We start from the raw sequence: 26,077 nt of genomic DNA on the forward strand, positions 1-26,077 counted from the left end.
GGGATGGTCAGGTGACTGGGCCGTCTTTCAACCGGTATGCAAGGATGGCTGGATAAAGATAGCTGCGCCTGATCGACGGCAAGGGGAAGCGGGGCAGGGGACGCGCGTGGATGGGTAGCAAGGGATCGCGCCCCATTGCCAAATCCGCCAGTCGCGCACCCACCCATGTGCCCATGGCGACCCCATTTCCGTGATAATTCATGCCCACCCATGCGTCTTCCCAATCTCCGATCGGCCCGGCATAGGGCAGCAGGTCGCGGGACAGGCTGACGAGGCCGGACCAGAAGAACGGGGTTTCGACATTGACCCAAGCCGGGAACATCGCCGCGAGGTCTCGGCGCATCCGCGCGCGCATCGCGGCCTGCCCCTGCGCGCTTGCCCTGACATTGCCGCGTGCGCCGAACAGAAAGCGGCGGTCGGGAAGCAGGCGAAAATAGTGCAAGAGGTGACGGCTGTCATAGGCCATAAGATCAGTGGTCCAGCCTTGGGCAAAGATTTCATCTTCAGTCAGGGGGCGGGTGATTAGGATGTTGGATTGCAAGGGAAGGTAACGCCCGGTCAGCCAGTCGGGAAGGCCGTCTGCGCCATATCCGTTTGTTGCAAGGATCAACTTCCGTGCCGTCAATTGGCCGCGCGGCGTTTTCAGCTTATAGGTGCTGCCTGATCGGGTGATCGACTGGACCAGGCTGTTTGCACGGATCAATGCCCCGACATTTGCGGCGGCGGTGGCAAGGCCGGTCAAGTATCTTCCGGGATTGAGTGCAAAACCCAGGGGCACGTGAAGCCCACCGTGAAAGGTGCCGGATGCGCCTTGGTCTGCAAGGTCTTGCTGCGGGATCAGCGTGGCGTCGACGCCGTATTCTGCCCAGAGGTCCCGTTCGGCGCGCAGGGTGGGCAGTATGTCGGGCCGGTGGGCGAGTTGCAGTTCTCCGCTTGAATGGGTCTCGGCATCAATTCCGTGGGTCGAGAGCAAGTCGTCGACGAGGTCGATTGCGCCGCGCTGAGCATTGAAATAGGCCTGTGCGGCAGCAACGCCAAACCGCTGGCGGATTGCGCCAAGCCCGATCTTGTCGCCTCCGATGCAGCAGAAACCGCCATTGCGACCAGAAGCCCCCCAGCCCGGAACGTGTGCTTCCAGCAGAGTGACTTCGGCACCGGACTGGGCAAGATGCAGAGCTGCCGACAAGCCGGTAAAGCCGCCACCGACGATGGCGACCTCGGTTGTTTCTGCGTCCGTCAACTCCGGCCAGGTCTGGTCAGGCAGCGGCCAGATACATTCTGCCCGTGCCGCATCAGAATAGGCATAGCCTTCATAGATGCGGCGGGGCATTGGCTCAGAGCCGTCCGAGATAGGCGCGGTATTCGATCTGGCTGATTTCGTTTGTGAGCTGGTCGATCTCATCCAGTCGCACAGCGGCGTATATGTCGCGATAGCGTTCGCCAAAGATGTCCGCAGCAATGTCGGATTGCGAGAACCGGTCGACAGCGCGGATCCAGTCGGCGGTCAGACGCGGCGCGGTTTCGGCATTTGGGTCATCCAATGGCAACGGCAGGTCCGGTTTCGTTTCCAACCCATGCAGAATGCCGCCCAAGATGGCGGTGATCACCAGATAGGGGTTCACATCTGCCCCCGCGATCCGGTGTTCCAGACGGGCACCGGGACCCGAGACCTCGGGCAGACGGACGCCGGCGGCACGGTTGTCATAGCCCCAGTCGGGGGCCGACGGGGCAAAGCTCATCGGGCGATAGCGACGATAGGAGTTTAGATGGGGTGCAAAGATGGCCTGCAAATCGCGCATGGTGTCAAGCGCGCCACCCACCGCAGCACGCAGCATTTCTGATGCCTGTCCGCTGCCATCGTCGAAAATGTTTTTGCCATCTTTATCAATGACCGATGCGTGCAAATGCATCCCGTTGCCCGGAAAATTGGAATATGGTTTCGCCATGAAGGTGGCTTCCAACCCGTGATTGCGGGCAACTCCCCGGACCAATCGCTTGAACAAAAGCGCCGTATCGGCAGCCTTCATTACATCGTCGGTATGGTGGAAATTGACCTCGAACTGGCCTGGGCCGTATTCGGCAATCAACGTGTCCGTCGCAATGCCCTGAATGGCCGATATCTCCAGAATATCGTCCAGCACATCTTGCGTGCGTTCCAGCACTTCAAGATCATAATTCTGGGCGTCGGGGCTGCGATCGGGTGGGGTCGGCGCCTCGTCTTCGCTTTGGCGTGGCTGGATCAGATAGAACTCCAACTCGCTGGCAAGAACCGGGTGCCATCCCTTGTCATGGAACCGGTCAACCATGTTGGAAAGCAGTTTGCGCGACGATAATTCACTGATCTTGCCCGTATCGGGATCGAGCATTTCAACCTGCACCTGTGCCATGTTTCCCTTGGCCCATGGCACTGGTTTAAGCGAACCGGCGATCGGGACGATACGTCCGTCCGGGTCACCCACGACAATGCCCAACCCAGTTTCGGACACTTCAGCCCCCAGAATGTTCGGTACATATGTGGAATGAGGCAGGCGCACTGCCCCATCAGTCAGCTTCTGTTCATCATCCCCCGGCAACCATTTGCCCCGCAAGACGGCGTTGATGTCACACAACATCAGCTCAAGCCGATCCGGCCGCCCATGCGCTTTGCAATAATCGGCGTATTCTTTCAGGAAGTCGGTCATTGGATGGCCTCTTGTTCGTCTTTCTGACGCTTGGCAATGGACCGCTTGGATGTCAGCGACGCACCGATAACGCCGATGGTGACAAGACCGATCATGATGGTGGACAGGGCGTTGATTTCGGGGCTCACGCCCAGCCGCACCGCCGAGAAGATCTTGATCGGCAGCGTGGTCGAGCTGGGTCCGGAAGTGAACGACGCGATCACAAGGTCGTCCAGCGACAGGGTGAAGGCCAGCAACCAGCCAGATACGACCGCCGGCATGATGATGGGCAGGGTGACAAGGCGAAAGGCCTCGAATCCGGTGCAGCCCAGATCAAGTGCGGCCTCTTCCAGCGACTGGTCGAAGGTCACAAGGCGGGAGGAGACCACGACCGATACAAAGCACATCGAGAAGGTGGTATGTGCCAGAACGATGGTCAGAACCCCACGGTCCAGTCCGATCGAGATGAACAGCAGGAGCAAAGACAAACCCGTGATCACTTCTGGCATCACGAGCGGCGCGTAGATCATGCCAGAAAATACCGTGCGGCCGGGGAAACGGCCCGCGCGCACGATGACATAGGCCGCCATCGTGCCCAGCACCGTGGCGATGGATGACGACATCACCGCGACTTTCAACGTGACCCACGCCGCGTCCAGAAACGCCTCGTTTCGGAATAGCTCGCCATACCATTTGGTCGAGAACCCGGACCATACGGTCACAAGTTTACCCGCGTTGAAAGAATAGGTGATCAGGATCATCATCGGAATATAGAGAAACGCAAATCCCAAGGTCAGGGAAACCGCGTTGAACCAGGACAGACGCCTCATTTCTCAGCCTCCCTTTGCTTTTCTTCGTTCCGCTGGAACAGGACAATCGGGATAATCAGCAGCAGCAGAAGAATGACGGCGACGGCGGACGCTACTGGCCAGTCGCGGTTCGAGAAGAACTCTTCCCAAAGCACTTTGCCGATCATAAGCGTTTTCGACCCGCCCAACAGGGCCGGGATCACGAATTCACCCATGGCGGGGATAAAGACGAGGAAAGACCCGGCCACGACACCCTGCTTGGAAAGCGGAAATGTCACCAGCCAGAAAGCGTTGAAGCGCGAGCAGCCAAGATCTTCGGCGGCTTCCAGCAGGCTTTCGTCCATCCGCTCCAGCGCCGAATAGATCGGCAAGACCATGAAGGGCAGGTAGGTGTAGACGATGCCGATATAGACGGCGAGGTTGGTGTTCAGGATCACCAACGGCTCGCTGATAATTCCCAGATACATCAATAACTGGTTCAATAGCCCTTCGTTCGACAGGATCGCTTTCCACGAATAGACGCGGATCAGGAAACTGGTCCAGAAGGGCAGGATGATCAGCATCATCAATGTCGGGCGCCATTCGTCCGGCGCGCGGCTCATCCCATAGGCGATCGGATACCCAACCATCAGGGTCAGTATCGTCGAGATGATGGCGATCTTCAGGCTGGACAGATAAGCCTTCCAGTAAAGGTCATCCTCGGTCAACCAGGTGAAGTTTTCGATGTCCAGCCCGGCCCACCATTCCTTCACACCTGCCCAGCCTTCGGACAGGTCAAGCGTGGGGGTGTAGGGCGGGATCGACAGCGCAGTGTCCGACAAGCTGATCTTCAAAACGATCAGGAATGGCACCAGAAACAAGGCCAGTAGCCATAGATAGGGGATGGAAATCAGGGCGAAGCGTTTCATTTGTCCAGCACCACGCCGGCGGTGTCCGTGAAGCCTAGCCAAACCTTGTCTTCCCAAGTGATCTGGCGGCGGTGAATGCGGCGCGTATTGGCGATCTGTGCCTTGATTGTCTCACCGGTCGTGGTTTCAATCACATAAGTGGACATGTTGCCCAGATAAGCGATGTCCAGGACTTTGCCCTTGATCACATTGGCCTGATCCTTTGGGCGCGAGGTATAGATGCTCATTTTCTCGGGCCGCACCGCCAGTGTGGCGGCACCTCCAAGGGGCAGATCCTGCTGTGAAATGCCGGTTAGCTCGGGTTGACCTTCAGCCCAGGCAATGGACGCGTGTCCACCGCCCGTCTTGGACACGTTGCCCCTGATCAGGTTTACGTCACCAATGAAGTCAGCGACATAGATTGACTTCGGCTCTTCATAGATCTTCGAAGGCGTGTCGACCTGAATAATCTTGCCATGATCCATTACGGCAATGCGACTGGCGACGGTCATCGCTTCTTCCTGGTCATGTGTCACGATCACGAAAGTTGTGCCGGTTTTTTCTTGAATATCCATCAATTCAAACTGCGTATCCTGACGCAGCTTTTTGTCCAGCGCGCCAAGGGGTTCGTCCAGCAACAAGAGCTTGGGGGCTTTCGCAAGCGACCTTGCCAACGCGACACGTTGGCGTTGGCCGCCGGAAATCTGGTGCGGCTTGCGGTTGGCAAACTTGTTCAGTTGCACGAGGGTCAGCATTTCCTCGACCCGTGCAGCGATCTGGTCTTTCGGTTGCTTGTCGCGTTTCAGACCGAACGCAATATTTTCGGCCACCGACAGGTGGGGAAACAGCGCATAGCTTTGGAACATCATGTTCACGGCGCGTTTGTTGGGGGGAATGGCGGCGATGTTCTGGCCGTCAATCAGAATGGCGCCTTCGGTCGGCGTTTCGAACCCGGCCAGCATCCGCATCATTGTGGTCTTGCCGCAGCCAGACGGTCCCAACAGCGCAAAGAATTCCTGCGCGTAGATGTCGATTGAAAGATCGTCAATCGCAGTGAAATCACCCCAACGTTTGGTGACATTCTGAAACTGGATCAAGGGCTTGGCCTGGGCGTCTTCCCAGGGTGCGAAAACAGAGACCGGAGCAGTTGCGGCGTCAGACATGATAACCTCGGGTGGGTAAAAGGTAGCGCCCCCCGCAAGTGGCAATCAGCGGAGGGCGCGAAGGGGCGACTTTAGGTGCCCGATTTGATCTTCGTCCACAGACGAGTCAACACGCGCTGCACCTTCGCCTCGTATGGCGACTTGGTGTAAAGGTTCTTGACCGTCTCTTCGCCGGGATAGATCGCCGGGTCGCCAATGACATCTTCGACCAGGTATTCCTGGCTCGCCTTGTTGCCGTTGGCGTAATAGACGTAGTTCGAGGCGGCAGCCATATTCTCGGCATCCATGATGAAGTTCAGGAATGTGTGTGCGGCTTCCGGGTTTGGCGCGTCTACCGGGATCGCCATCTGGTCGAACCACATCAGCGAGCCTTCAGCGAACGCATTATAGGCGATTTCAACGCCGTTATCTGCCTCAGCGGCACGATCGCGGGCCTGCAACACGTCACCAGACCAGCCGACGGCCACACAGATATCGCCATTGGCCAGCGCGTTGATGTATTCCGAGCTGTGGAATTTCTGAATGTACGGGCGAACCGCCATCAGAACGGGCTCGACCTTTGCGATGACATCCGGGTCGGCGCTATCGGGGTCTTCACCCAGATATTTCAGCACCATGGGAATGATTTCGGTCGGGGCATCCAGGAATTGCACGCCGCATTCCGCCAGTTTTTCCATGTTTTCAGGGTTGAGCACCAGTTCCATACTGTCGATGGGGGCGTCTTCGCCAAGTATTTCGGTCACTTTGCCAACGTTGACGCCCAATCCGGTGGTGCCCCACATATAGTTGATGGAGTATTCGTTGCCAGGATCATACTGCGCCGTGCGCGCTTCGATCACATCCCACATATTGGAAATGTTCGGCAGTTTGGACTTGTCCAGCTTTTGGAATGCGCCTGCGGTGATCTGGCGTTGTAGGAAGTCCGCAGTCGGAACGACAACGTCATACCCCGAGCCGCCGGCGAGCATCTTTGTCTCAAGCACTTCGTTGGAATCGAACACGTCATAGATAAGATCGATCCCAGTCTCTTCCTCGAACTTTGCCAGCAGGTCTTCGTCAATATAGTCGGACCAGTTATAAACGCGCACCTCTTCAGCCGTGGCAGCGCTTGCCCCCATTGCCAATGCGATACCCAACATCACCCAAGTATTTTTCATCTTCAGTTTTCTCCCTGTTTGAGGCCAAAGCCTCGATTTGCAACATTTGATCAAAAAAATGCCGTTCGCGCAATATGGTAATATTGCTGATAGCATAGTAGATTGCTTTCAAAGATTATCTTTGCAGCCGGAATTGGCAAAACAATTGTGATGAAGGGGGCGCCCATGTCCGAAAAACCCGCGAAATTGCCAGATCATCAACGCGTTTACCGTAAACTGCGCGAGATGATTCTGTTCGGCGAACTTGCCCCCGGTCAACCTGTCACCATTCAGGGTTTGGTTCAGGTGTTGGATGTCGGCATGACTCCGGTGCGCGAGGCGATCCGCAGGTTGACTTCGGAAGGGGCGCTGATCTTCAAGGGGAACCGCCGCGTGTCCGTGCCACAACCCGACATGGCGCAATGGAATGAAATCGCATTCGCTCGTCTGAGCATCGAGCCAGAGTTAGCTCGAATGGCTACGAAAAACATTGGTCCGGTCGAGCTTGAGCGCTTGATTGGCTATGATGATCTGCTCAACGCTGCGATCGACCGTGGAGACGTGCGCGGCTATCTGGAGCACAATTATCGGTTCCATGCCTATCTGTATGATCAGGCCGGCACCGAGGTGTTATCGTCTATCGCCAACATGCTGTGGCTGCGTGCCGGCCCATCTCTGCGGGTCGTGCTGGGGCGCTATGGTACGGCAAACCTGCCCGACAAACATGCCGAGGCGCTAGAGGCGTTGAAATCCGGTGACGCCGACCGCGTTGCTGCCGCTGTCCAGGGTGACATTGAACAGGGAATCGCTCAGGTTCGGGAAACCTTGCTGACCGAGAAGATTTGATCAGATTGCAGTCCTGCCGTTGACAGTAGATTTTTTGATCATATTCTGACCGCAGCTTTTCGCAGGACCGCAGCACCACTGATTCTGTGCAAGGTCTTCTGCGCCGGACTGTTTCTAGGAGTTCCTGACATGAATAAGATCACAAACCACCTGCCCACCGCCGAGTTGCAGGCGATTGACGCCGCCCACCACATGCATCCGTTCACCACGGATGACGAGTTGAAGGCAAAAGGCGCCCGGATCATCACCTCTGCCGAAGGCGTGTGGCTGACCGACAGCGAAGGCGAGCGGATACTTGATGCGATGGCGGGTCTTTGGTGTATGAACATCGGTTACGGTCGCAGCGAAATGGCAGATGTGGCTGCCCGCCAAATTCGCGAGCTTCCATTCTACAACACTTTCTTCCAGACAACGCATGTGCCGGCCATTGCCTTGGCCCAGAAACTGGCTGAGCTTGCACCGGGCGATCTGAACCACGTGTTCTTTGCCAATGGCGGGTCGGACGCGAATGACACGAACATCCGCATGGTGCGCACCTATTGGGCCGAGAAGGGTCAGCCCGAGCGGCAGGTGATCATTTCTCGCTGGAACGCCTATCACGGGTCGACCATAGGCGGCACGTCACTGGGCGGCATGAAGGGAATGCACGAACAGGGCAGCCTGCCCATTCCCGGTATCGAGTTCATTGACCAGCCCAACTGGTATGCCGAAGGCGGCGACACCGATCCCGAAGCATTCGGCCTGGAACGCGCCCAACAACTGGAAGCCAAGATCAAAGAGGTTGGCCCGGATAAAGTCGCGGCCTTCATCGGGGAACCGATACAAGGGGCGGGGGGTGTGATCGTGGCGCCCGAAGGGTATTGGGCCGAGATTCAGCGCATTTGCAAGAAATACGATATCCTGCTGATCGCGGACGAGGTTATCACAGGATTTGGTCGTACCGGCAATTGGTTCGGTTGCCAGACGTTGAATATCCAGCCTGACATCATGACTGTCGCCAAAGGGCTAAGCTCTGGTTACGTCCCGATCGGTGCGTCAATCGTATCCGACGAAATTGCCAAAGTGCTGGCCGCGACCGAATTCAATCACGGCTACACCTATTCAGGCCACCCCGTCGCCTGTGCCTTGGCCTTGGAAAACCTGCGTATTCTGGAAGAAGAAGGCATCATTGACCGGGTGCGCGATGAAACAGCCCCTTACCTGGCCGAGAAATGGCATTCGCTGGCCGATCACCCAATGGTTGGGGAAACCAAGATTGTTGGCATGATGGGGTCGCTGGCTCTGACGCCTGACAAGTCCAAGCGTGCGCCCTTTGCGGCGGATGCGGGAACTGTTGGCTACATCACCCGCGAGCGCTGCTTTGCAAACAATCTGGTCATGCGTCACACAGGCGACCGGATGATCATCTCGCCCCCGCTGGTGATCACCAAGGCCGAGATTGACATCTTTATCGAACGCGCCCGCACGTCGTTGGACGAAGCGTATGAAATTGCGAAGGAAAAAGGTCTGCTGGTCGCAGGCTGATCCAAGGCGGGCCGTGGCAATCCCGGCCCATTTTTCATGAGGCTTCGATGGATCTGTTAACTGCCAACGACCGGCACGGGGAATACCCGCAATCATGGTATGCCGCCACAGCAGATGCGCCCGGACCCTATCCGGCGGCGTCTGGCGATCTGACCTGCGATGTGTGCATCATTGGCGGCGGGTTCACGGGGTTGTCGGCAGCCCTTCATCTGGCCGAGAGGGGCTATGACGTGGTGCTGCTTGAGGCGCAGCGGGTTGGCTTCGGGGCTTCTGGCCGCAACGGCGGGCAGGTTGGCACCGGGCAGCGGCTGGAACAGGATGCGCTGGAAAAGATGGTCGGGCGCGATGATGCCCGCAAGCTCTGGGATATGTCCCTGGAAAGTGTCCAGCTGGTGCGCGATATCGTGGCCAAGCACGCGCCCGATGCCGGGTTCACCAACGGCATTCTGCACGCCATGCACCGCCCCCGCTACGTGCCAGAAGATCACGCCTATGTGCGCAAGCTGAACGAGGAATATGGCTACGACCTGATCCGCGCAGTAGATCGGGATGAGATGCGCGCGCTGTGCGGATCGCCCGCCTATCACGGCGGGTCTTTGGACATGGGGGGCGGGCATACTCACCCGCTGCGATTGGCTTTCGGGATGGCACGCGCCGCGGTCATATCTGGCGCGCGGATCTTTGAAACCAGCCGTGTGACAGGGGTGACGGACGGCTCGAATGTGGTCGTAAAAACAGACGCGTCGCAGATCACTGCCAGTCATGTTCTATGGGCCTGCAACGGATATCTTGGTGATGCAGAAGGCAAAGTCGCCGCGCGTGTCATGCCGATCAACAATTACATCATCGCGACCGAACCGCTTGAGGACCGTTTCGCCAAATCCCTGATCCGCGACCGTCATGCCGTGGCCGACAGCAAGTTCGTCATCAACTATTTCCGTCTGTCCGAGGATAACCGGATGCTGTTTGGCGGGGCCGAAAGTTATGGATACCGCTTCCCGAAAGATATCGTGAAACTGGTGTCCAAGCCGATGTTGGAGATCTATCCGCAACTGAATGGCACCAAGATCGATTATGCCTGGGGTGGCACCTTGGGGATCACCTTGAATCGGATGCCGCATTTCGCCCGTTTGCAGGGCAATGTGTTGTCGGCGTCGGGATATTCGGGGCACGGGGTGTCGATGGCGACGCTGGGCGGCAAGATGGCGTCCGATGCGATTGCCGGTCAGGCCGAGCGGTTTGACCTGATGGCATCGGTTCCGACCCCGCGCTTTCCGGGCGGCGTTGCGATGCGCTGGCCATTGCTGGTCGCGGCGATGTTCTGGTTTTCGTTGCGCGACAAGTTCTAACGGGACGCAGCGCCAACATCGCCCGGTGCCACCGCAACCGATTTGACCACGGCAAAGATCGCTGTTCCCGGATGCAGTGCCATGGACTGAACGGATCGTTTCGTGACCCGCGCCAGCACCCGGCCCGCGGCGGTATCAAGCGAAATGACAGCACCCGGCCCATCACCTTGTCTGATATCAGCGATGGTGCCCGGCAGGATGTTCAGCGCAGACAGTCCTGCGGGCAGGGCCTTTGACAAGATCACGTCCTGCGCCGCGATACGAAGGCGCAGTTTGTCGCCGATAGAGCGTTCAACATGCGGCAAAAACAGGGGCAGGCCACCGGCCTCCAACTCGGTCAAACCATCTGGATGATGGGTTGCCACTCGCGCTTCGATCACCGCACCGATGTCGCGCACCCCGCCGGGCGTAAAGCCGGGGTCGCCCAACACTTCGGCGGCGGTGCCTTGACGGATCACCCGGCCAGCCTCCAACGCCACGACCGTTGTGGCCAGCCGCGCCACCTCGGTCGCTGCGTGGGTGACATAAAGGATCGGCACATCGCTTTCATCACGCAGCCGTTCGAAATAAGGAAGAATTTCGCCCTTGCGTGCGTCGTCCAGGGCCGCCAGTGGTTCATCTGCGAGGATCAGTTTGGGACGGGCCAGCAGGGCGCGACCGATGGCAACGCGCTGCTTTTCACCACCAGACAGCCGGGCGGGACGACGGGACAAAAGGGGGCCAATCCCCAACATCTCAACCACGCGATCAAAGGCGGGTTGGTCGCTGGGCCGGCGTGTGACCCATCGGGCATAGTCCAGATTCCGCGCGACGCTCATGTGGGGAAACAGCCGCGCGTCCTGAAAGATATAACCCAACTGCCGCTTGTGGGGCGGCAGATGCAGATCGCGCGCACTGTCCATCAAGACCCGATCCCCAACAGCGATGTGCCCCGTAGCAGCGTGGCTCAGCCCCGCAACGGCATCAATGACCGAGGTCTTGCCAGACCCCGAAGCGCCAAACAGAACGGTCAAACCTGTCGGAACCTCGAAATCCACGTCCAAGCTGAACCCCTCCATCCTCTGCCGCAGATGAACGGAAAGCGCAGGAAGGGTCATGCGCCCTCCATCCGTTGGGCAAGGCGGCGCGCAAAGATTTCAGAGAGGATCAGCGCCGCCATGGCGATAAGGATTGAAACGATGACCAGTCGCAATGCTTGCGCTTCACCACCGGGCACTTGCAAAAAGCTATAAATTGCCGATGGCAAGGTCTGAGTCTGCCCCGGAATGTTCGATACGAATGTGATCGTCGCCCCGAACTCGCCCATTGCCTTGGCAAACCCCAGAATGGTCCCGGTCAGAATGCCGGGCAGGGCCAGGGGCAGGGTGACGGTCGCAAAGACACGCAACTGGCTGGCACCAAGGGTCGCTGCAGCTTGTTCCAACCGTTGATCGACCGCTTCAATTGACAGGCGAATCGCCCGGACCATTAGCGGAAACCCCATGATCGCTGCCGCAAGGGCCGCCCCGGTCCATTGAAACGCAATGCCCACGCCCAACGTATCCAGCACCCGCCCACCTGGGCCATTTACACCAAAGATCAATAAAAGCAGATAGCCGGTGACGACCGGGGGCAAGATCAAGGGCAGGTGCACCAGCCCATTGGCGATCTGCTTGCCCGGAAATTTCCATCGCGCCAAGGCGTGTGAGACGAAGACGGCCAACGGCAGGGACAGCAGCGTTGCCCAGAACGCCACCTTCAACGACAGCGTGACTGCCTGCCATTCCTGTGGGCCTAGCCAGTCGGTCATGACCCCTCCAACATGGTGAAACCGTTGTTCAGAAAAATTTGGGTCGCCGTGTCTTGTTGCAGCCAGTCCAGAAAACCGCTTGCCGTGTCTGCATTGTCCCCATCGACAATTGCCGCCGGATAGCGAATAGCCGGGTGGCTGTCGGCGGGAAAGCGCATGACCACCTGCACCCTTGGTTCGGCTTTCGCGTCACTGCCATAGACGATCCCAAGCGGCGTCTGCCCGAGCGCGACCAGTGCCAGCGCCGCGCGGACATTGTCGGTTTGTGCAACCATTGGGGCAACAGCCTGCCATTGGCCCAACGCCTCAAGTGCCGCTTTGCCATAGATACCGGCGGGAACGGCTTCAACCAGCCCCATGGCCATACGCCGACCTGCGAGATATCCGGCAAGATTTGCCAATTCTTCCGAGGTTGGAGATGCGCCCTTGGCCGGGGCGATCAAAACCAGGTCATTGCTGAAAAGATCGACGCGCGTGCCGGGAATGATTTGACCTGCCTCCTCCAGCACATCCATCCATTCGGTGTTGGCCGAAATGAAGACATCCGCAGGCGCGCCTAGCGAAATCTGCCGCGCAAGCACGGATGATCCAGCATAAGACAGGTGGACCTTGTTCCCGGTCTCGGCCTCGTAACCCCGAACGACCGTATCCAATGCGTTCTTCAGGCTTGCAGCGGCAAAGACGGTGATATCATCCGCCCGTGCCGTATCGGTGCCCATAAAGATAGCCAAGATGCCGACTGAACAAACACCGATCGCTTGCGCGAACGAGGTGCAAACAAACGAACCGGTACGAAAGAGGGCGCAAGAGACAAACATGATCGCAGAGCAGATAACGACATGCAGCCAACAGCGGCAAGGTCTTTTGCTGCGACGGTTCAGGTGCGCAGACGGGACATTCCCGACCGGCGCACCTGATCATGGTGTTATTCGGCCGCGTCGCGCTTTGGCAAAACCCAATCAGGGCGCACGAAATGGCAGGTATACCCGTTTGGGATACGTTGCAGGTAATCCTGATGCTCTGGCTCGGCTTCCCAGAAATCGCCCGCAGGTTCGACCTCGGTCACGACCTTGCCGGGCCACAGACCCGAAGCATCGACATCCGCGATGGTGTTCAAGGCCTCCGCCTTCTGCGCCTCGCCCACGTAATAGATCGCGGACCGATACGAGGCACCTATGTCATTACCCTGCCGCATGGGGGTGGTCGGGTCATGGATTTGAAAAAAGAACTCCAACAACCGGCGATAGGTGATCCGGTCGGGGTCAAAAATGATCTCGATCCCTTCGGCGTGGGTGCCGTGGTTGCGATAGGTCGCGTTGGGCACATCGCCGCCCGTGTATCCCACGCGGGTCGAGATCACGCCGGGCAGTTTGCGGATCAAGTCCTGCATGCCCCAAAAACACCCGCCTGCCAGAACCGCACGTTCTTGTGTCATCAGATATCCTCCACTTGGTTGAGATAGGCACCATAGCCTTCCGCCTCCATATCATCACGATGCACGAAGCGAAGCGAGGCCGAGTTGATGCAATACCGTAAACCGCCCCGGTCTGTTGGCCCGTCCGGAAACACGTGACCCAGATGGCTGTCGCCATTGGTTGATCGCACCTCGGTCCGCACCATGCCAAGTGTTGCATCCCGCAGCTCGGTGATATGGGCAGGCTCGATCGGCTTTGTAAAACTGGGCCACCCGCATCCGCTTTCATATTTATCCGAAGAAGCAAACAGCGGTTCGCCCGAGACAATATCCACGTAGATGCCCGGCGCCTTGTTGCCAAGATATTCGCCACTTCCAGGGCGTTCGGTGCCATTTTCCTGGGTTACGCGAAACTGCTCGGGTGACAGTTTGGCGATGGCGTCAGCGGATTTTTCATATGTGCTCAAATCTTTACCCCCTGTTCGGCGTTGTAGGTGTGCATAAGATGGGGATTGAATGGCCGGTTTTCCATGGGTCGACCTTCGCCGAGGTGGCGCATGTCGGTTCGCAGTCAGGCAGACGGGTCATCGGCCAGCAAGCAAAAACAACACCGCAAACGGTCTAAACACTCATGTAGTGTGCGGTAAAGGTCTGCCCGATGGTAAATACCATTGGTGGCGAGTACCGGACCACCGAAGTAAGCCAGATCTGTTATTTAGGCTTCTTCTGTGCGCCAAGAGGACAGGACTTTCCAAGAAGTGAAAAAACGGAAGCTACAGGACGCCTTGAAGATCCCATAGCTACCTAACCGTAAAGTACCGATATGCCCAGACACTCTGCGGGCGAGATGACCGTATCCGCTTTGAACCGTATGGTTCGCCACATTGAGGACGACAAGCAAGGGCCTGGGTTGGCCTGCGCCTGTGGTGTCGGAGGACTGGCATTGAATGTGCGCAATCGTGAACATGCCCCGGGCACCGCATCGTCGGCTTCAAGGGGATGAATTGCTCCCGTTGTGCACCGGATCACCCTCAAACCCAATGCTAGATCGACCGCGGCAGCAAGCCCTGACGAACCGCATCCTGTTGGAAAACTTCGTTCTGCCAGGCGATCTCGTAACCCAGGTCGAGGCCTTCGCCGTCCATTACAACCCGCAGCGTCACCACGGGAGCCTGAGCAACGTCACACCTGCTTTGCGCATCTTGCCAAGCCCTAGGCAGTTCAAACCTCTAAAAGCAACACAAACCCAATCACACGATTGGGCAGCTGTTGTGAACGAAAGTTGATCATTGGCAGGTCAACGGCCAGCATTCTGACTGCGAGCCCGTGCTTTAATTGTCCCATTGGAGCGGGCGAGGCGATTCGAACGCCCGACCCTAACCTTGGCAAGGTTATGCTCTACCCCTGAGCTACGCCCGCATCCTGATGGGTTTGTCCGGCCAGTGGCCGAACCGGGGAACCGATTGGAGCGGGCGAGGCGATTCGAACGCCCGACCCTAACCTTGGCAAGGTTATGCTCTACCCCTGAGCTACGCCCGCATCCTTCGGTGAGCCGTGAGATATGAAATCCAACGCATGGCTGCAAGGGGAAAATCACACCAAACGGCGAAATTCGCACCAGAAGGGGGTTCTTATCGCCTTTTATAGCCAAGCTGACGTGCCGTTGCATTGTGGCAAAAAAAAGGGGCCACCAACTATGGCGACCCCAATACCGACATTCGAAGCGTCTAATCCAGTTCGATCATCAGATCCTTGGCGTCGATCTGACCACCGGGTTGCACATGCACGGTTTTGACCGTGGCATCGCGTTCGGCATGGATGCCGGTTTCCATCTTCATCGCCTCGATGGTCAGCAAAAGATCGCCTTCGCGCACGGGTTGGCCCGCGCTGACCGAAATGGTTGCCACCACGCCGGGCATTGGTGCGCCCACATGGTTTGCGTTGCCGTCCTCGGCCTTGGGGCGTTTGGCGGTCGAGGCTTTGACAAGCCGGTTCGGCACGCGAATAACACGCGGTTGACCGTTGAGTTCAAAGAACACTTTGACCTCGCCGTCCTCGTTGGTTTCACCCACGGCTTGCAGGCGAATTTCCAGCGTCTTGCCGGGGTCGATCTCGGTCGAGATTTCTTCGCCCGGTTCCATCCCATAAAAGAAGGTTCTGGTGGGCAGGGTGCGCACCGGACCATATTGGCGATGGCGCCCCATGTAGTCCAGAAACACCTTGGGATACATGAGGTATCCGTTCAGATCCTCGTCGTCGATTTTCAGCCCTTCTAGCTCGTTCGACAGGCTTGTGCGTGCGGCCTCCAGATCGACGGGTTTCAAGTGCTTGCCGGGGCGCTCGGTGTTTGGCTTTTCGTCCTTCAGCACCTTTTTGACAATCGTTTCGGGGAACCCGCCGGGGGGCTGGCCCAAATTGCCGCGCATCATGTCCACAACGCTGTCGGGAAAGGCGACATCCGTCTTGGGGTCTTCGACTTCTGCCCGGGTCAGGCCCTGGCTGACCATCATCAACGCCATGTCACCAACAACTTTGGAAGATGGCGTGACCTTCACGATATCACCAAACATCTGGTTCACATCCGCATAGGTCTGCGCCACCTCGTGCCAGCGTTCTTCCAGACCCAGCGACCGCGCCTGCGCCTTTAGATTGGTGAATTGTCCGCCGGGCATCTCGTGCAAATAGACCTCAGAGGCAGGTGCGGCCAGCCCACTTTCAAAGGCCGTATATTGTGCGCGAACGCCTTCCCAATAGTTCGAGATCTCGCGGATGGACCCGATGTCCAGCCCGGTATCACGCTCGGTGTTGTCCAGTGCTTCCACGATGGATCCCAGACAGGCTTGCGACGTGCCGCCACTGAACGCGTCCATCGCAGCGTCAACAGCATCGACGCCAGCATCGGCGGCCGCAAGGATTGTTGCGCCCGCAATGCCCGAGGTGTCGTGGGTGTGGAAATGAATCGGCAGATCGACTTCGTCCTTCAACGCCTTGATCAGAACGCGGGCGGCGGCAGGTTTCAGAAGCCCCGCCATGTCTTTCAGGCCCAGCACATGGGCGCCTGCGGCCTCAAGCTCTTTCGCCATGCCCACGTAGTATTTCAGGTCATACTTGGCGCGATCGGGGTCAAGGATATCGCCAGTATAGCAGATCGTGCCCTCGCAGATCTTGCCCGATGCGACCACAGCGTCCATCGCGATGCGCATGTTCTCGACCCAGTTGAGCGAGTCAAACACGCGGAATAGGTCAACACCGGTCAACGCGGCCTGTTTGACAAAGGCCTGCACCACGTTGTCGGGGTAGTTGGTGTAGCCCACGCCATTGGACGCGCGCAAAAGCATCTGCGTCATCACGTTGGGCATAGCTTCGCGCAGGTTGCGCAGACGTTGCCACGGGCATTCCTGCAAGAAACGATACGCGACGTCGAACGTCGCCCCGCCCCAACATTCGACCGAGAAAAGCTCGGGCAGGTTGGCCGCATAAGCGGGTGCGACCTTGATCATGTCAATCGATCGCATCCGCGTGGCCAGAAGCGATTGGTGCCCATCACGCATCGTCGTGTCGGTGATCAACAGCTTTTTCTGCGCCTTCATCCAATCGGCGACCGCCTGCGGCCCTTCGGCGTCCAGCAGGTTGCGGGTGCCTGCTGCGGGTTCAGCGCGCGAGGCAGGAGGCTTCGGTGGCTTCAAATCGCTGGCCGGTGCGGCGCGACCTTGCGTTTCGGGATGCCCATTCACGGTAATGTCCGCGATATAAGTCAACACCTTGGTGCCCCGGTCCCGTCGCTTCTTGAACTGGAACAGTTCGGGTGTCTCGTCGATGAACTTCGTTGTGTACTGGTTGTTCAGGAAGGTCGGGTGTTTCAACAGGTTTTCGACAAAGGCGATGTTGGTCGACACGCCGCGCACGCGGAATTCACGCAGGGCGCGGTCCATCCGGGCGATGGCTTTTTCGGGCGTCTGCGCCCAAGCCGTCACTTTCGTCAGAAGGCTGTCATAATATCGCGTGATCACCCCGCCCGCATAGGCCGTGCCGCCGTCCAGTCGGATACCCATGCCGGTGGCCGAGCGATAGGCGGTGATGCGGCCATAATCTGGGATGAAGTTGTTTTGCGGGTCTTCGGTGGTGACGCGGGTTTGCAGGGCGTGACCATTCAGACGGATGTCGTATTGTGACGCCTTGCCGGTCGCTTCGGACAGCGACTTGCCTTCGGCGATCAGGATTTGCGCCTGAACGATGTCGATGCCAGTGACCTCCTCGGTCACGGTATGCTCGACCTGAACGCGCGGATTTACCTCGATGAAATAGAACTTGCCGGTTTCCATATCCATCAGGAATTCGACGGTGCCCGCGCATTCATAATTCACATGGGCGCAGATCTTGCGACCCAGTTCGCACAGCTCTTCGCGTTGCGCTTCGGACAGATAGGGGGCGGGTGCGCGTTCCACGACCTTCTGGTTGCGGCGCTGGACCGAGCAGTCGCGTTCATACAGATGATAGATGTTGCCGTGGCTGTCGCCCAGAATCTGCACCTCGACATGACGGGCGCGGGTGATCATCTTTTCCAGATACCCCTCGCCATTGCCGAAGGCGGCTTCGGCCTCGCGGCGGCCTTCCAGCACTTTTTCTTCCAGCTCGTCCGGGCCGTGGATCGGGCGCATCCCGCGGCCGCCACCGCCCCAGCTGGCTTTCAGCATCAGGGGATAACCGACACTCTTGGCTTCCCTGCGGATGGCATCCATATCGTCGCCCAGCACCTCGGTGGCGGGGATAACGGGCACACCCGCTTCGACCGCGACCTTGCGGGCTGATGCCTTGTCACCCAGCGCGCGCATTGTGGCTGCCTTGGGGCCGATAAAGGTGATCCCGTTGGCGTCGCAGGCATCCACGAAATCTGGGTTTTCTGACAGCAGACCATAACCGGGATGGATCGCATCAGCGCCGCATTCCTTTGCGACGCGAATGATCTCGTCAATCGACAGATAGGCGGCGACCGGACCAAGACCTTCACCGATGCGATAAGCTTCGTCCGACTTGAAGCGGTGCAGGCCCAGCTTGTCTTCTTCGGCATAGACCGCGACGGTCTTCTTGCCCATTTCGTTGGCAGCGCGCATCACGCGAATGGCGATTTCACCCCGGTTGGCGATCAGGATTTTCTGAAAGTCCCGCATCTCACTCTCCCCCTTATCAGGCCCATTATGCCGATTTGGGTGAAAGTCGTAGGGCGTGCTGCATCGCAGCGCAATAGGGTTTGTAAGAATTCGGCAAGGATTTTTTCATAATTGGTAAGATTATTTTACCAAATCTACACAGGTTAAATGCCGACCTACTGTGATCGAGCAAGCAAGCCGCCGGGCTGGCGTATGATTCGGCCCTCAAGCTCCAGATTGACCAGTTCGGGCAGGATATCGCCCGAACCCGCGCCTGTTTGATCGCCCAGATCCCGGATCAACTGGTCCTCTGCCAGGGGGCTTGGACCCAGCCGGGTCAGGATCTGGCTGTGCAATTCGGCCGTTTGGGACAGGGTTCTTTTGTCTTGCGATTTGCGCGGCTCTACTGGCGGTGATGCGACAGGCATGGTGGCATTTGCGCCATCTTTGTCTGTTGCGACGGCCGGGCCAATCGCGTCGATCACGTCTTGCGCGCCACGCACAAGGGCAGCGCCATCGCGGATCAGGAAATTGCAGCCCGACGCACGGGCATCGAACGGGTGGCCGGGCACTGCCAGCACATCGCGCCCCTGATCCAACGCATTGCGCGCGGTGATCAGCGATCCTGACTTGGCGGCGGCTTCAACAACAACAACAGCGCGCGCCAACCCCGAGATCAAACGGTTGCGGCGGGGAAAATGGCGCGCCTGCGGGGGCAGGCCCGGCGGCTGTTCAGACAGCCGAAGCCCATTGCGGGCAATATCTTCGGCCAGAACCGTGTTTTCCTTAGGATAAATCACATCGACGCCACCCGCCATCACGGCCACGGTGTTGCCAGCGTCCAGCGCGACTTCGTGCGCCACGGTGTCCACGCCGCGCGCCAGCCCGGACACGATGGTAAACCCGGCTTCGCTGAGGTCGCGGGACAGTTTACGGGTCATGCGCAACCCGATCGAGGATGCATTGCGCGCGCCGATCAGCGCGACCATCGGGCGGTGCAGCAGGGAAATATCGCCTATTGCCCAGAAAAACGGCGGCGGGTCGGCAATCTCTGACAGAAGTTCAGGATAGGCTGGCGTGCCCCATGTTACCATCTTGGCTCCGGTAAACCGCGCGCGGCGATGCTCCGCCTCGGCAACCTCAGGCGGGCAGGGGGCATAGTCTTTTACCCCTGCTTCGGCTGCGACATCCGGTAGCGCGGCCAATGCGGCCTGCGCCGAACCATGCTCGGACAACAAGCGATAGAAGGTTGCAACCCCAACACGACGAGAGCGCAAGAGACGGATCCACGCCAATTCATCTTCCTCAGACTGAGGGGAGGGGGTGGGGTGATGCAGGGAAGGTGAAAGGTCCATAGGCATGATTGATTCCGTCTCTTGCGGATTAACCTTGCCGTGCCAATGGTTAACGCCCCCCTAACAGATGTGAATTTGGCGATACGCGTGTGGTGAAATGCCGTCGGGGCCGGATCATGCCGCCGATCCCCCAACCGTCAGCCCGCCAATCAATAACGAGGGTTGGCCGACGCCCACAGGCACCGATTGGCCTGCCTTGCCGCAGGTGCCGATGCCGGGGTCCATCGCCATGTCATTGCCAATGGCGCGGATTTGTTTCATTGCCGCAGGGCCGTCGCCGATCAGGGTGGCCCCCTTGACCGGTGCGCCGACCTTACCGTTTTCAACGCGGTAGGCCTCGGTGCAGGAAAACACGAACTTGCCGTTGGTTATGTCCACCTGTCCGCCCCCGAAACCAACCGCGTAAATACCGTCTTTCAGCTCTCCCAGCACCTCTTTTGGCGTTGCGGTGCCGCTTTCCATGATCGTGTTGGTCATGCGCGGCATGGGCGCGTGCGCAAAGCTTTGCCGCCGCCCGTTGCCGGTGGGCGCGACCCCCATCAGGCGGGCGTTCTGGCGGTCCTGCATGTATCCCACCAGCACGCCGTCCTCGATCAACACCGCGCGTCCTGTTGGCGTGCCTTCGTCGTCAACCGACAAAGACCCGCGCCGGTCGGGCAGGGTGCCGTCATCGACCACGGTCACACCTTTCGCGGCGACTTGAGTGCCGATCAAGCCCGAGAAGGCGGACGTACCCTTGCGGTTGAAATCGCCTTCCAGCCCGTGGCCCACCGCTTCGTGCAGCAGGATGCCGGGCCAACCATTGCCCAGAACCACGTCCATAACACCCGCCGGGGCAGGGACCGCATCAAGATTCACCAGCGCGATGCGCAGCGCCTCGCGGGCCGTTGATTGCCATGTGTCAGAAGCCATCAAGCCGGTCAGACCAGCGCGCCCACCGCCGCCGGATGATCCGCTTTCGCGCCGGCCGTCCTTTTCCACGATGACCGAGACATTCAGTCGTGTCATGGGGCGCGTGTCCGAGACCAGCGCGCCATCGGGGCGCAGGATGTGCACCTCTTGCAAGCTGGCAGCGATGGTGGCCGAGACTTGCACAACGCGTGGGTCAAGCTCGCGGGTGAAAGCGTCAATCTCGCGCAAGGTCTCGATCTTCAGACCAAAGCCTGCGTCTGCCATCGGGTCGGCATCTGTATAGAGCTTCTGATTGGTGCGAGCAGGTGCATCGGCCCATGTGCCGCCGCCATCGCCCACGGCCAATCGACCGGTTGCCGCCGCGCGTTGCAATGCGGCGTCGCTGATTTCGGTCGAATGGGCATAACCCGTTGTTTCCCCGCGGACCGCGCGCAGTCCGAACCCCTCGGATGCGTCATAGCTCGCGGTTCTGAGCCGTCCATCGTCGAAGACCAGCGCCTCGGACCGCATTCTTTCCAGAAACAGTTCACCGTCGTCGGCTCCGGCGGTCACGTCCGCCAGCAGGCTCCGGGCGCGGTCAGCGTCCAGATGGGTCTCAAACGGGCGAAACGATTTGGCATCTGTCATGGGGGCCTCGAAATAGCGCTAAAGGTGGATTTTGTTGCTTAACCTGAGAAGGTTTTTCCTTGTTCCCAGCTTTCTAATATGGTTTCTCGTCAAAGAGAAACAAGGAATCCCGCGCCAGCGCACGGGAGAGGAATGAGCGAACCGCTGTCGCGCCAGCCCGAGGGCCCGCGATCGCGTCGCGTCGCACAGGGAAGAGAAAGACGAACATGATGCGTTTTAGCAGCCTTTTCGCCACGGCAACTGCAATTCTGACCACCGGTCAGGCGATCGCGCAGGAAAATTTGGAAATCATCGGCAAGCCGGTCGATGGTGCCATGGGTTTTCAACCGTCTGCGACCAGTGTCGCACAAGCGGCGCATGGGCTGGACGGCATGATCAACTACATCATTATTGCCATCACGATTTTCGTGACCCTGCTGTTGGCCATCGTCATCGTGCGCTTCAATCGTCGCGCCAACCCCGAACCCTCAACATTCACCCACAACACGCCGATCGAGATTATCTGGACGCTGGTGCCGGTCGTTATACTTGTCTTTATCGGGGCGTTTTCACTGCCAGTTCTGTTCCAGCAACAAGTGATCCCCAAGGGTGACGTGGTGATCAAGGCAACCGGGTATCAGTGGTATTGGGGTTATGAATATCCCGAGCACGAGTTCGGATTTGACAGCTTCCTGTTGGCCAAGGATGAACTGGAAGAATACGGCTATAGCGAAAGCGAGTATTTGCTGGCCACCGACACTGCCTTGGTCGTTCCGACAGGCAAAAAGGTCGTCATTCAGGTCACAGGCGCCGACGTGATCCATTCCTGGACCATTCCGGCCTTTGGTGTGAAGCAGGATGCCGTTCCCGGTCGTCTGGCCGAGTTGTGGTTTGAAGTCGATGAAGGCAAGGAAGGCATCTACTTCGGTCAGTGTTCCGAATTGTGCGGCAAGGACCACGCCTATATGCCAATCACCGTCAAGGCTGTCAGCCAGTCAGATTACGATTCCTGGCTGAAAGGTGCGGTCGAAGAATATGCGGGCAACGTAGACTCGCTTCCGACGGTTCAGGTCGCCGCAGCCGAGTAATCAAGACCGGGGAGCGGACCCAAGTCTGCGCCCCAACCCGACCGGCCTTGCGGGGGCGGTGATTGTTAACTGAAAACCCTACTAGCCAGAGCGCGTAAAACCCAATGAGCGACGCCAGCATTCAAACCAACACCGACACCCGCGAAGCCGGGTTTGGCGACTATTTCGCGCTTTTGAAGCCGCGCGTGATGTCGCTGGTCGTGTTTACTGCATTTGTCGGCCTTTTGGTCGCGCCGGTCGGGGTAAACCCAGTCATCGGACTTGCCTCAATTCTGTTTATCGCGGTAGGCGGCGGAGCCTCCGGCGCGCTGAACATGTGGTGGGATGCCGATATCGACCGCAAGATGCGTCGAACCCAGTCGCGGCCCATTCCGTCAGGTAAAGTGGCCGAGGGCGAGGCGTTCGCAATCGGTATGACCTTGTCGGCGATGGCTGTTGTCATGCTGGGACTGGCGGCGAATCTTGTGGCGGCTGCCCTTCTGGCCTTTACCATCTTCTTCTATGTGGTGATCTATACCATGTGGCTGAAACGCTGGACGCCGCAGAATATCGTCATTGGCGGCGCGGCAGGGGCGTTCCCCCCGATGATCGGCTGGGCGGTGGCAACCGGTGGGATCAGCATTGAAAGCGTCTTGATGTTCGCCCTGACCTTTGCATGGACCCCACCGCATTTCTGGGCATTGGCACTGTTTACCAAGGGTGATTATGCCAATGCGGGTGTTCCCATGCTGACCGTGACCCATGGGCGCCGCGCGACACGGGCGCACATTCTGGGCTATTCACTGGTGCTTGCCGTCGTGGCGATTGCGCTGGGCCTGACGTCAATCGGTGGGCCGGTCTACATGGTCGTGGCGTTGATTCTGAACGGCATGTTTATCAAAGGCGCGTGGGACGTGTTCCGTCGCGATGATGTCGCCTCGGACGCCGACAAACACAAGGCCGAGCGTGGGTTGTTCAAACTGTCGCTGGCCTATCTGTTCCTACATTACGGAGCGCTTCTTGTTGAAGCCTCTCTGAAACCGTTCGGACTTGGGGGATGGGGCTGATGGCGATCAAGGTTGGTCACGAATTGCATAAGCGCCGCCTGAGTCGCAATGTCGGCGTGGGTGTCACGCTGATCCTGTTTGTCGGGTTGGTTTACGGGGTGACGGTTGCTAAAGTCGGCGACCTGTACAAACCAGCACCCGCGGCCACGGAGGTCAGCAAATGAGCCTGACCCGCCAGCAGAAAACAGCTGCCAAGATGGTGGGCGTGGTGATCCTGATGGGGTCACTCAGCTGGGCGGCGGTGCCGTTCTACGACTGGTTCTGCCGCGTGACCGGCTTTGGCGGGGAAACCGCCGTGGCAGAGCGCGGATCGGACGTGGTGCTGGATCAGAAAGTGTTGGTGCGCTTCGACGCCTCGAAAGAGCGCGGAATGCCGTGGGAGTTCAAGCCCGTTCAGCGCGAGATGGAGATCAGGCTGGGCGAAACCGGACTGGCCTTTTACGAGGCTTACAACCCGACGGACCGTCCGGTCGCCGGCACAGCCAGCTATAATGTCGCGCCATTCGCGGCTGGTGGTTATTTCACCAAGATCGACTGTTTCTGCTTTGAGATGCAGGTGTTGCAACCGGGCGAACGTGTGTCCATGCCGGTTACATTCTATGTCGACCCGGAAATCCTTGATGACCGCGAGGCGAAATACCTTAAAGCCATCACGCTGTCTTACACATTCCACGAAACAGAATTGCCGGATGATCTGGCGCAGCTTGCGCCGACCACTTCGGCAGTGCAAAACTGACGGCCAGAAGAACAGGGACTATACGATTATGGCACATGCAAAAAACCACGATTATCACATCCTGCCGCCTTCGGTGAATCCGTTCCTCGGGGCCGTTTCAGGGTTCATCATGCTGTTCGGGGCGGTGCAATGGATGGCCAACGACGTTCCATGGATCTTTTTCATCGGATTGGCTGGCGTTCTTTACGTCATGTTTGCCTGGTGGTCCGACGTTGTCCATGAAGGCGAAACCGGCGACCACACCTCGGTCGTGAAGATCGGCCTGCGCTATGGTGTGATCCTGTTCATCATGTCCGAGGTCATGTTCTTTGTGGCGTGGTTCTGGAGCTTCTTCAAGCACGCGCTTTACCCGATGACCGAAGGCTCACCGGCGATTGACGGTGTTTGGCCACCCGAAGGGATCGAGACCTTTGATCCATGGCACCTGCCACTGATCAATACCCTGATCCTGCTTCTGTCAGGTGCTGCTGTAACCTGGGCACACCACGCCATCGCGCATGAAAACAACCGCAAAGACCTGATTACTGGGCTGGCGCTGGCAGTGATCCTTGGCGTGCTGTTCACCATGTTTCAGGCGTATGAATACAGCCACGCGACCTTTGATTTTGCAGGAAATATCTATGGCGTGAACTTCTTCATGGCGACAGGTTTCCACGGCTTCCACGTGATTGTCGGCACGATCTTTCTGTTTGTCTGCCTGCTGCGGGCGATGAAGGGGCAGTTCACCCCGGAAAGCCACGTGGGCTTTGAAGCCGCGGCTTGGTACTGGCACTTTGTTGACGTTGTGTGGTTGTTCCTGTTTGCCGCCGTCTACATCTGGGGCGGTTGAACCTGACCCGAAAATAGTCCTATTCGGGGCGCGAGGGGAAACCTTCGCGCCCCTTTGACTTGACCCGCTTTGGACCCGCTGATGAGTTTTCGCCTGATCCTGACCGCAATCCTTAGTATGGCCATTCTGGTCCTGTTCCTGGGCCTTGGGAAATGGCAGCTCGACCGTTTGAAGTGGAAAGAAGATGTGCTGACCGAGATTGACCGCCGGATCGCTGCCGCCCCGGTCGGTATACCCTCGCAGCCCGATCCGAAACGAGACAAGTATCTGCCAGTGAAGGTGACGGGTATGATGGGGGCGGGCACGCTGCGGGTGCTGGTCAGCAGCCGGGACTTGGGGGCTGGGTATCGTCTGATTTCTCCGTTCATGACGGAAGATGGTTCGGTTTTGGTTGATCGGGGCTTCATCCGTGTGGCCGACCCGATGCCACCCACATCTGAAGGGCAAATCACAGTTCTGGGCAACCTGCATTGGCCCGATGATCGCAACAGCGCCACGCCTGAAAACGAGCTGTCCACCAACACGTGGTTTGCCCGCGACATCGACCAGATGGCCGAGGTCTTGAACACGCGTCCGATCCTTATTATTGCGCGTCAGACGACCCCTGCCGAGCCGGACGTTTTGCCGATGCCAGTAACCAGCGTGGGCATCCCCAATGACCACCTTGAATATGCCGTCACATGGTTTTTGATGGCAGCAACATGGGTGGTGATGACAGGCTTGGCGCTTTGGCGTATGAAACGCCGGACACGTGACACTCTCGCCCCAAGGAGCGACTGAA

At 58.5% G+C, this 26,077-nt stretch carries 23 protein-coding genes, 2 tRNA genes and 1 pseudogene; 10 read left to right on the forward strand and 16 right to left on the reverse strand.

The genetic code is table 11. The features are described from left to right. Positions 1-7 precede the first annotated feature (7 nt). From AC13C8_RS10130 to AC13C8_RS10155, 6 genes are all read right to left on the reverse strand, one after another. Positions 8-1,330: an NAD(P)/FAD-dependent oxidoreductase gene (locus AC13C8_RS10130; RefSeq protein ID WP_091430928.1), complete on the reverse strand. Its 1,323-nt coding sequence runs from the start codon at positions 1,328-1,330 to the stop codon at positions 8-10. Positions 1,331-1,334: 4 nt separating this feature from the next. Further along, the gene (locus tag AC13C8_RS10135) at positions 1,335-2,681 is read right to left on the reverse strand and encodes a glutamine synthetase family protein (RefSeq protein WP_091430927.1); all 1,347 of its coding nucleotides are present in this window, start codon (positions 2,679-2,681) and stop codon (positions 1,335-1,337) included. Then, on the reverse strand, positions 2,678-3,490 hold the full coding sequence (locus tag AC13C8_RS10140) for an ABC transporter permease (protein ID WP_091430925.1): 813 nt from the start codon (positions 3,488-3,490) through the stop codon (positions 2,678-2,680). The genes AC13C8_RS10135 and AC13C8_RS10140 overlap by 4 nt, the downstream gene beginning before the upstream one ends. Then, the gene (locus AC13C8_RS10145; protein ID WP_091430924.1) at positions 3,487-4,377 is read right to left on the reverse strand and encodes an ABC transporter permease subunit; all 891 of its coding nucleotides are present in this window, start codon (positions 4,375-4,377) and stop codon (positions 3,487-3,489) included. The genes AC13C8_RS10140 and AC13C8_RS10145 overlap by 4 nt, the downstream gene beginning before the upstream one ends. After that, positions 4,374-5,519: an ABC transporter ATP-binding protein gene (locus AC13C8_RS10150; protein ID WP_091430922.1), complete on the reverse strand. Its 1,146-nt coding sequence runs from the start codon at positions 5,517-5,519 to the stop codon at positions 4,374-4,376. Before AC13C8_RS10150 ends, AC13C8_RS10145 begins: the two co-directional genes overlap by 4 nt. Positions 5,520-5,590: 71 nt before the next feature. Beyond that, the gene (locus AC13C8_RS10155; RefSeq protein ID WP_091430920.1) at positions 5,591-6,676 is read right to left on the reverse strand and encodes a polyamine ABC transporter substrate-binding protein; all 1,086 of its coding nucleotides are present in this window, start codon (positions 6,674-6,676) and stop codon (positions 5,591-5,593) included. A gap of 165 nt (positions 6,677-6,841) precedes the next feature. Between AC13C8_RS10155 and AC13C8_RS10160 the strand changes: the two genes are divergently transcribed. The 3 genes from AC13C8_RS10160 to AC13C8_RS10170 all read left to right on the forward strand — a co-directional run bounded on the left by AC13C8_RS10160 (position 6,842) and on the right by AC13C8_RS10170 (position 10,374). Beyond that, complete coding sequence (locus tag AC13C8_RS10160; protein WP_245744729.1) at positions 6,842-7,501, forward strand: GntR family transcriptional regulator; 660 nt, start codon at positions 6,842-6,844, stop codon at positions 7,499-7,501. 129 nt (positions 7,502-7,630) lie between these two features. Further along, positions 7,631-9,025 (forward strand): aspartate aminotransferase family protein, encoded by a 1,395-nt coding sequence (locus tag AC13C8_RS10165; RefSeq protein WP_482847228.1) that lies wholly within the window; start codon positions 7,631-7,633, stop codon positions 9,023-9,025. 47 nt (positions 9,026-9,072) lie between these two features. Beyond that, positions 9,073-10,374 (forward strand): NAD(P)/FAD-dependent oxidoreductase, encoded by a 1,302-nt coding sequence (locus AC13C8_RS10170; protein ID WP_091430916.1) that lies wholly within the window; start codon positions 9,073-9,075, stop codon positions 10,372-10,374. Here AC13C8_RS10170 and modC read toward each other — a convergent pair. The 5 genes from modC to msrB form a co-directional block, all read right to left on the reverse strand. Continuing rightward, on the reverse strand, positions 10,371-11,471 hold the full coding sequence (gene modC / locus AC13C8_RS10175; protein WP_482847229.1) for a molybdenum ABC transporter ATP-binding protein: 1,101 nt from the start codon (positions 11,469-11,471) through the stop codon (positions 10,371-10,373). The two genes, AC13C8_RS10170 and modC, sit on opposite strands and share 4 nt — an antisense overlap. Next, positions 11,468-12,163: a molybdate ABC transporter permease subunit gene (gene modB, locus AC13C8_RS10180; RefSeq protein WP_482847230.1), complete on the reverse strand. Its 696-nt coding sequence runs from the start codon at positions 12,161-12,163 to the stop codon at positions 11,468-11,470. The genes modC and modB overlap by 4 nt, the downstream gene beginning before the upstream one ends. Beyond that, complete coding sequence (gene modA, locus AC13C8_RS10185; protein ID WP_482847231.1) at positions 12,160-12,882, reverse strand: molybdate ABC transporter substrate-binding protein; 723 nt, start codon at positions 12,880-12,882, stop codon at positions 12,160-12,162. The genes modB and modA overlap by 4 nt, the downstream gene beginning before the upstream one ends. A gap of 206 nt (positions 12,883-13,088) precedes the next feature. Beyond that, positions 13,089-13,598: a peptide-methionine (S)-S-oxide reductase MsrA gene (msrA, locus tag AC13C8_RS10190; RefSeq protein ID WP_091430911.1), complete on the reverse strand. Its 510-nt coding sequence runs from the start codon at positions 13,596-13,598 to the stop codon at positions 13,089-13,091. Further along, positions 13,598-14,044: a peptide-methionine (R)-S-oxide reductase MsrB gene (msrB, locus tag AC13C8_RS10195; protein WP_091430910.1), complete on the reverse strand. Its 447-nt coding sequence runs from the start codon at positions 14,042-14,044 to the stop codon at positions 13,598-13,600. Before msrB ends, msrA begins: the two co-directional genes overlap by 1 nt. Positions 14,045-14,570: 526 nt before the next feature. On the opposite strand from msrB, the pseudogene AC13C8_RS10200 reads away from it, so the two are divergent. Further along, positions 14,571-14,770: pseudogene (locus AC13C8_RS10200) on the forward strand (IS3 family transposase); the annotation flags it as partial. A 151-nt stretch (positions 14,771-14,921) separates the two neighbouring features. Here AC13C8_RS10200 and AC13C8_RS10205 read toward each other — a convergent pair. From AC13C8_RS10205 to tldD, 5 genes are all read right to left on the reverse strand, one after another. Then, positions 14,922-14,996, reverse strand: a tRNA-Gly gene (locus AC13C8_RS10205). A 45-nt stretch (positions 14,997-15,041) separates the two neighbouring features. Continuing rightward, positions 15,042-15,116: transfer RNA gene (locus tag AC13C8_RS10210), tRNA-Gly, on the reverse strand. A gap of 188 nt (positions 15,117-15,304) precedes the next feature. Further along, a complete protein-coding gene (locus AC13C8_RS10215; protein ID WP_091430908.1) occupies positions 15,305-18,745 on the reverse strand; it encodes a pyruvate carboxylase in 3,441 nt (1,146 codons plus the stop codon). A gap of 155 nt (positions 18,746-18,900) precedes the next feature. After that, the gene (gene dprA, locus AC13C8_RS10220; protein WP_407639033.1) at positions 18,901-20,019 is read right to left on the reverse strand and encodes a DNA-processing protein DprA; all 1,119 of its coding nucleotides are present in this window, start codon (positions 20,017-20,019) and stop codon (positions 18,901-18,903) included. Positions 20,020-20,193: 174 nt separating this feature from the next. Further along, positions 20,194-21,618 (reverse strand): metalloprotease TldD, encoded by a 1,425-nt coding sequence (gene tldD / locus AC13C8_RS10225; RefSeq protein WP_482847232.1) that lies wholly within the window; start codon positions 21,616-21,618, stop codon positions 20,194-20,196. 206 nt (positions 21,619-21,824) lie between these two features. Between tldD and coxB the strand changes: the two genes are divergently transcribed. The 6 genes from coxB (at position 21,825) to AC13C8_RS10255 (ending at position 26,076) form a co-directional block, all read left to right on the forward strand. Then, the gene (gene coxB, locus AC13C8_RS10230; RefSeq protein ID WP_482847233.1) at positions 21,825-22,685 is read left to right on the forward strand and encodes a cytochrome c oxidase subunit II; all 861 of its coding nucleotides are present in this window, start codon (positions 21,825-21,827) and stop codon (positions 22,683-22,685) included. A gap of 104 nt (positions 22,686-22,789) precedes the next feature. Next, entirely contained in the window at positions 22,790-23,731 is a 942-nt protein-coding gene (cyoE, locus tag AC13C8_RS10235; RefSeq protein ID WP_482847234.1) for a heme o synthase, read from the forward strand. After that, on the forward strand, positions 23,731-23,895 hold the full coding sequence (locus tag AC13C8_RS10240; RefSeq protein ID WP_177179338.1) for a hypothetical protein: 165 nt from the start codon (positions 23,731-23,733) through the stop codon (positions 23,893-23,895). Before cyoE ends, AC13C8_RS10240 begins: the two co-directional genes overlap by 1 nt. Next, a complete protein-coding gene (locus AC13C8_RS10245) occupies positions 23,892-24,467 on the forward strand; it encodes a cytochrome c oxidase assembly protein (RefSeq protein ID WP_482847235.1) in 576 nt (191 codons plus the stop codon). The genes AC13C8_RS10240 and AC13C8_RS10245 overlap by 4 nt, the downstream gene beginning before the upstream one ends. A 28-nt stretch (positions 24,468-24,495) precedes the next feature. Then, positions 24,496-25,296, forward strand: a complete 801-nt coding sequence (locus AC13C8_RS10250) for a cytochrome c oxidase subunit 3 (RefSeq protein WP_091430896.1) — start codon at positions 24,496-24,498, stop codon at positions 25,294-25,296. A gap of 81 nt (positions 25,297-25,377) precedes the next feature. After that, positions 25,378-26,076: an SURF1 family protein gene (locus AC13C8_RS10255; RefSeq protein WP_091430895.1), complete on the forward strand. Its 699-nt coding sequence runs from the start codon at positions 25,378-25,380 to the stop codon at positions 26,074-26,076. Position 26,077 lies beyond the last annotated feature (1 nt).

The sequence above is a fragment of the Aliiroseovarius sp. B-4 genome (genome assembly GCF_056857795.1).

What these genes read in the sequence shown, in the direction of transcription:
- AC13C8_RS10130 (WP_091430928.1), bottom strand. Translation starts at nt 1,330, where the DNA reads ATGCCCCGCCGCATCTATGAAGGCTATGCCTATTCTGATGCGGCACGG.
- AC13C8_RS10135 (WP_091430927.1), bottom strand. Translation starts at nt 2,681, where the DNA reads ATGACCGACTTCCTGAAAGAATACGCCGATTATTGCAAAGCGCATGGG.
- AC13C8_RS10140 (WP_091430925.1), bottom strand. Translation starts at nt 3,490, where the DNA reads ATGAGGCGTCTGTCCTGGTTCAACGCGGTTTCCCTGACCTTGGGATTT.
- AC13C8_RS10145 (WP_091430924.1), bottom strand. Translation starts at nt 4,377, where the DNA reads ATGAAACGCTTCGCCCTGATTTCCATCCCCTATCTATGGCTACTGGCC.
- AC13C8_RS10150 (WP_091430922.1), bottom strand. Translation starts at nt 5,519, where the DNA reads ATGTCTGACGCCGCAACTGCTCCGGTCTCTGTTTTCGCACCCTGGGAA.
- AC13C8_RS10155 (WP_091430920.1), bottom strand. Translation starts at nt 6,676, where the DNA reads ATGAAAAATACTTGGGTGATGTTGGGTATCGCATTGGCAATGGGGGCA.
- AC13C8_RS10160 (WP_245744729.1), top strand. Translation starts at nt 6,842, where the DNA reads ATGTCCGAAAAACCCGCGAAATTGCCAGATCATCAACGCGTTTACCGT.
- AC13C8_RS10165 (WP_482847228.1), top strand. Translation starts at nt 7,631, where the DNA reads ATGAATAAGATCACAAACCACCTGCCCACCGCCGAGTTGCAGGCGATT.
- AC13C8_RS10170 (WP_091430916.1), top strand. Translation starts at nt 9,073, where the DNA reads ATGGATCTGTTAACTGCCAACGACCGGCACGGGGAATACCCGCAATCA.
- modC (WP_482847229.1), bottom strand. Translation starts at nt 11,471, where the DNA reads ATGACCCTTCCTGCGCTTTCCGTTCATCTGCGGCAGAGGATGGAGGGG.
- modB (WP_482847230.1), bottom strand. Translation starts at nt 12,163, where the DNA reads ATGACCGACTGGCTAGGCCCACAGGAATGGCAGGCAGTCACGCTGTCG.
- modA (WP_482847231.1), bottom strand. Translation starts at nt 12,882, where the DNA reads ATGGGCACCGATACGGCACGGGCGGATGATATCACCGTCTTTGCCGCT.
- msrA (WP_091430911.1), bottom strand. Translation starts at nt 13,598, where the DNA reads ATGACACAAGAACGTGCGGTTCTGGCAGGCGGGTGTTTTTGGGGCATG.
- AC13C8_RS10215 (WP_091430908.1), bottom strand. Translation starts at nt 18,745, where the DNA reads ATGCGGGACTTTCAGAAAATCCTGATCGCCAACCGGGGTGAAATCGCC.
- tldD (WP_482847232.1), bottom strand. Translation starts at nt 21,618, where the DNA reads ATGACAGATGCCAAATCGTTTCGCCCGTTTGAGACCCATCTGGACGCT.
- coxB (WP_482847233.1), top strand. Translation starts at nt 21,825, where the DNA reads ATGATGCGTTTTAGCAGCCTTTTCGCCACGGCAACTGCAATTCTGACC.
- cyoE (WP_482847234.1), top strand. Translation starts at nt 22,790, where the DNA reads ATGAGCGACGCCAGCATTCAAACCAACACCGACACCCGCGAAGCCGGG.
- AC13C8_RS10240 (WP_177179338.1), top strand. Translation starts at nt 23,731, where the DNA reads ATGGCGATCAAGGTTGGTCACGAATTGCATAAGCGCCGCCTGAGTCGC.
- AC13C8_RS10245 (WP_482847235.1), top strand. Translation starts at nt 23,892, where the DNA reads ATGAGCCTGACCCGCCAGCAGAAAACAGCTGCCAAGATGGTGGGCGTG.
- AC13C8_RS10250 (WP_091430896.1), top strand. Translation starts at nt 24,496, where the DNA reads ATGGCACATGCAAAAAACCACGATTATCACATCCTGCCGCCTTCGGTG.
- AC13C8_RS10255 (WP_091430895.1), top strand. Translation starts at nt 25,378, where the DNA reads ATGAGTTTTCGCCTGATCCTGACCGCAATCCTTAGTATGGCCATTCTG.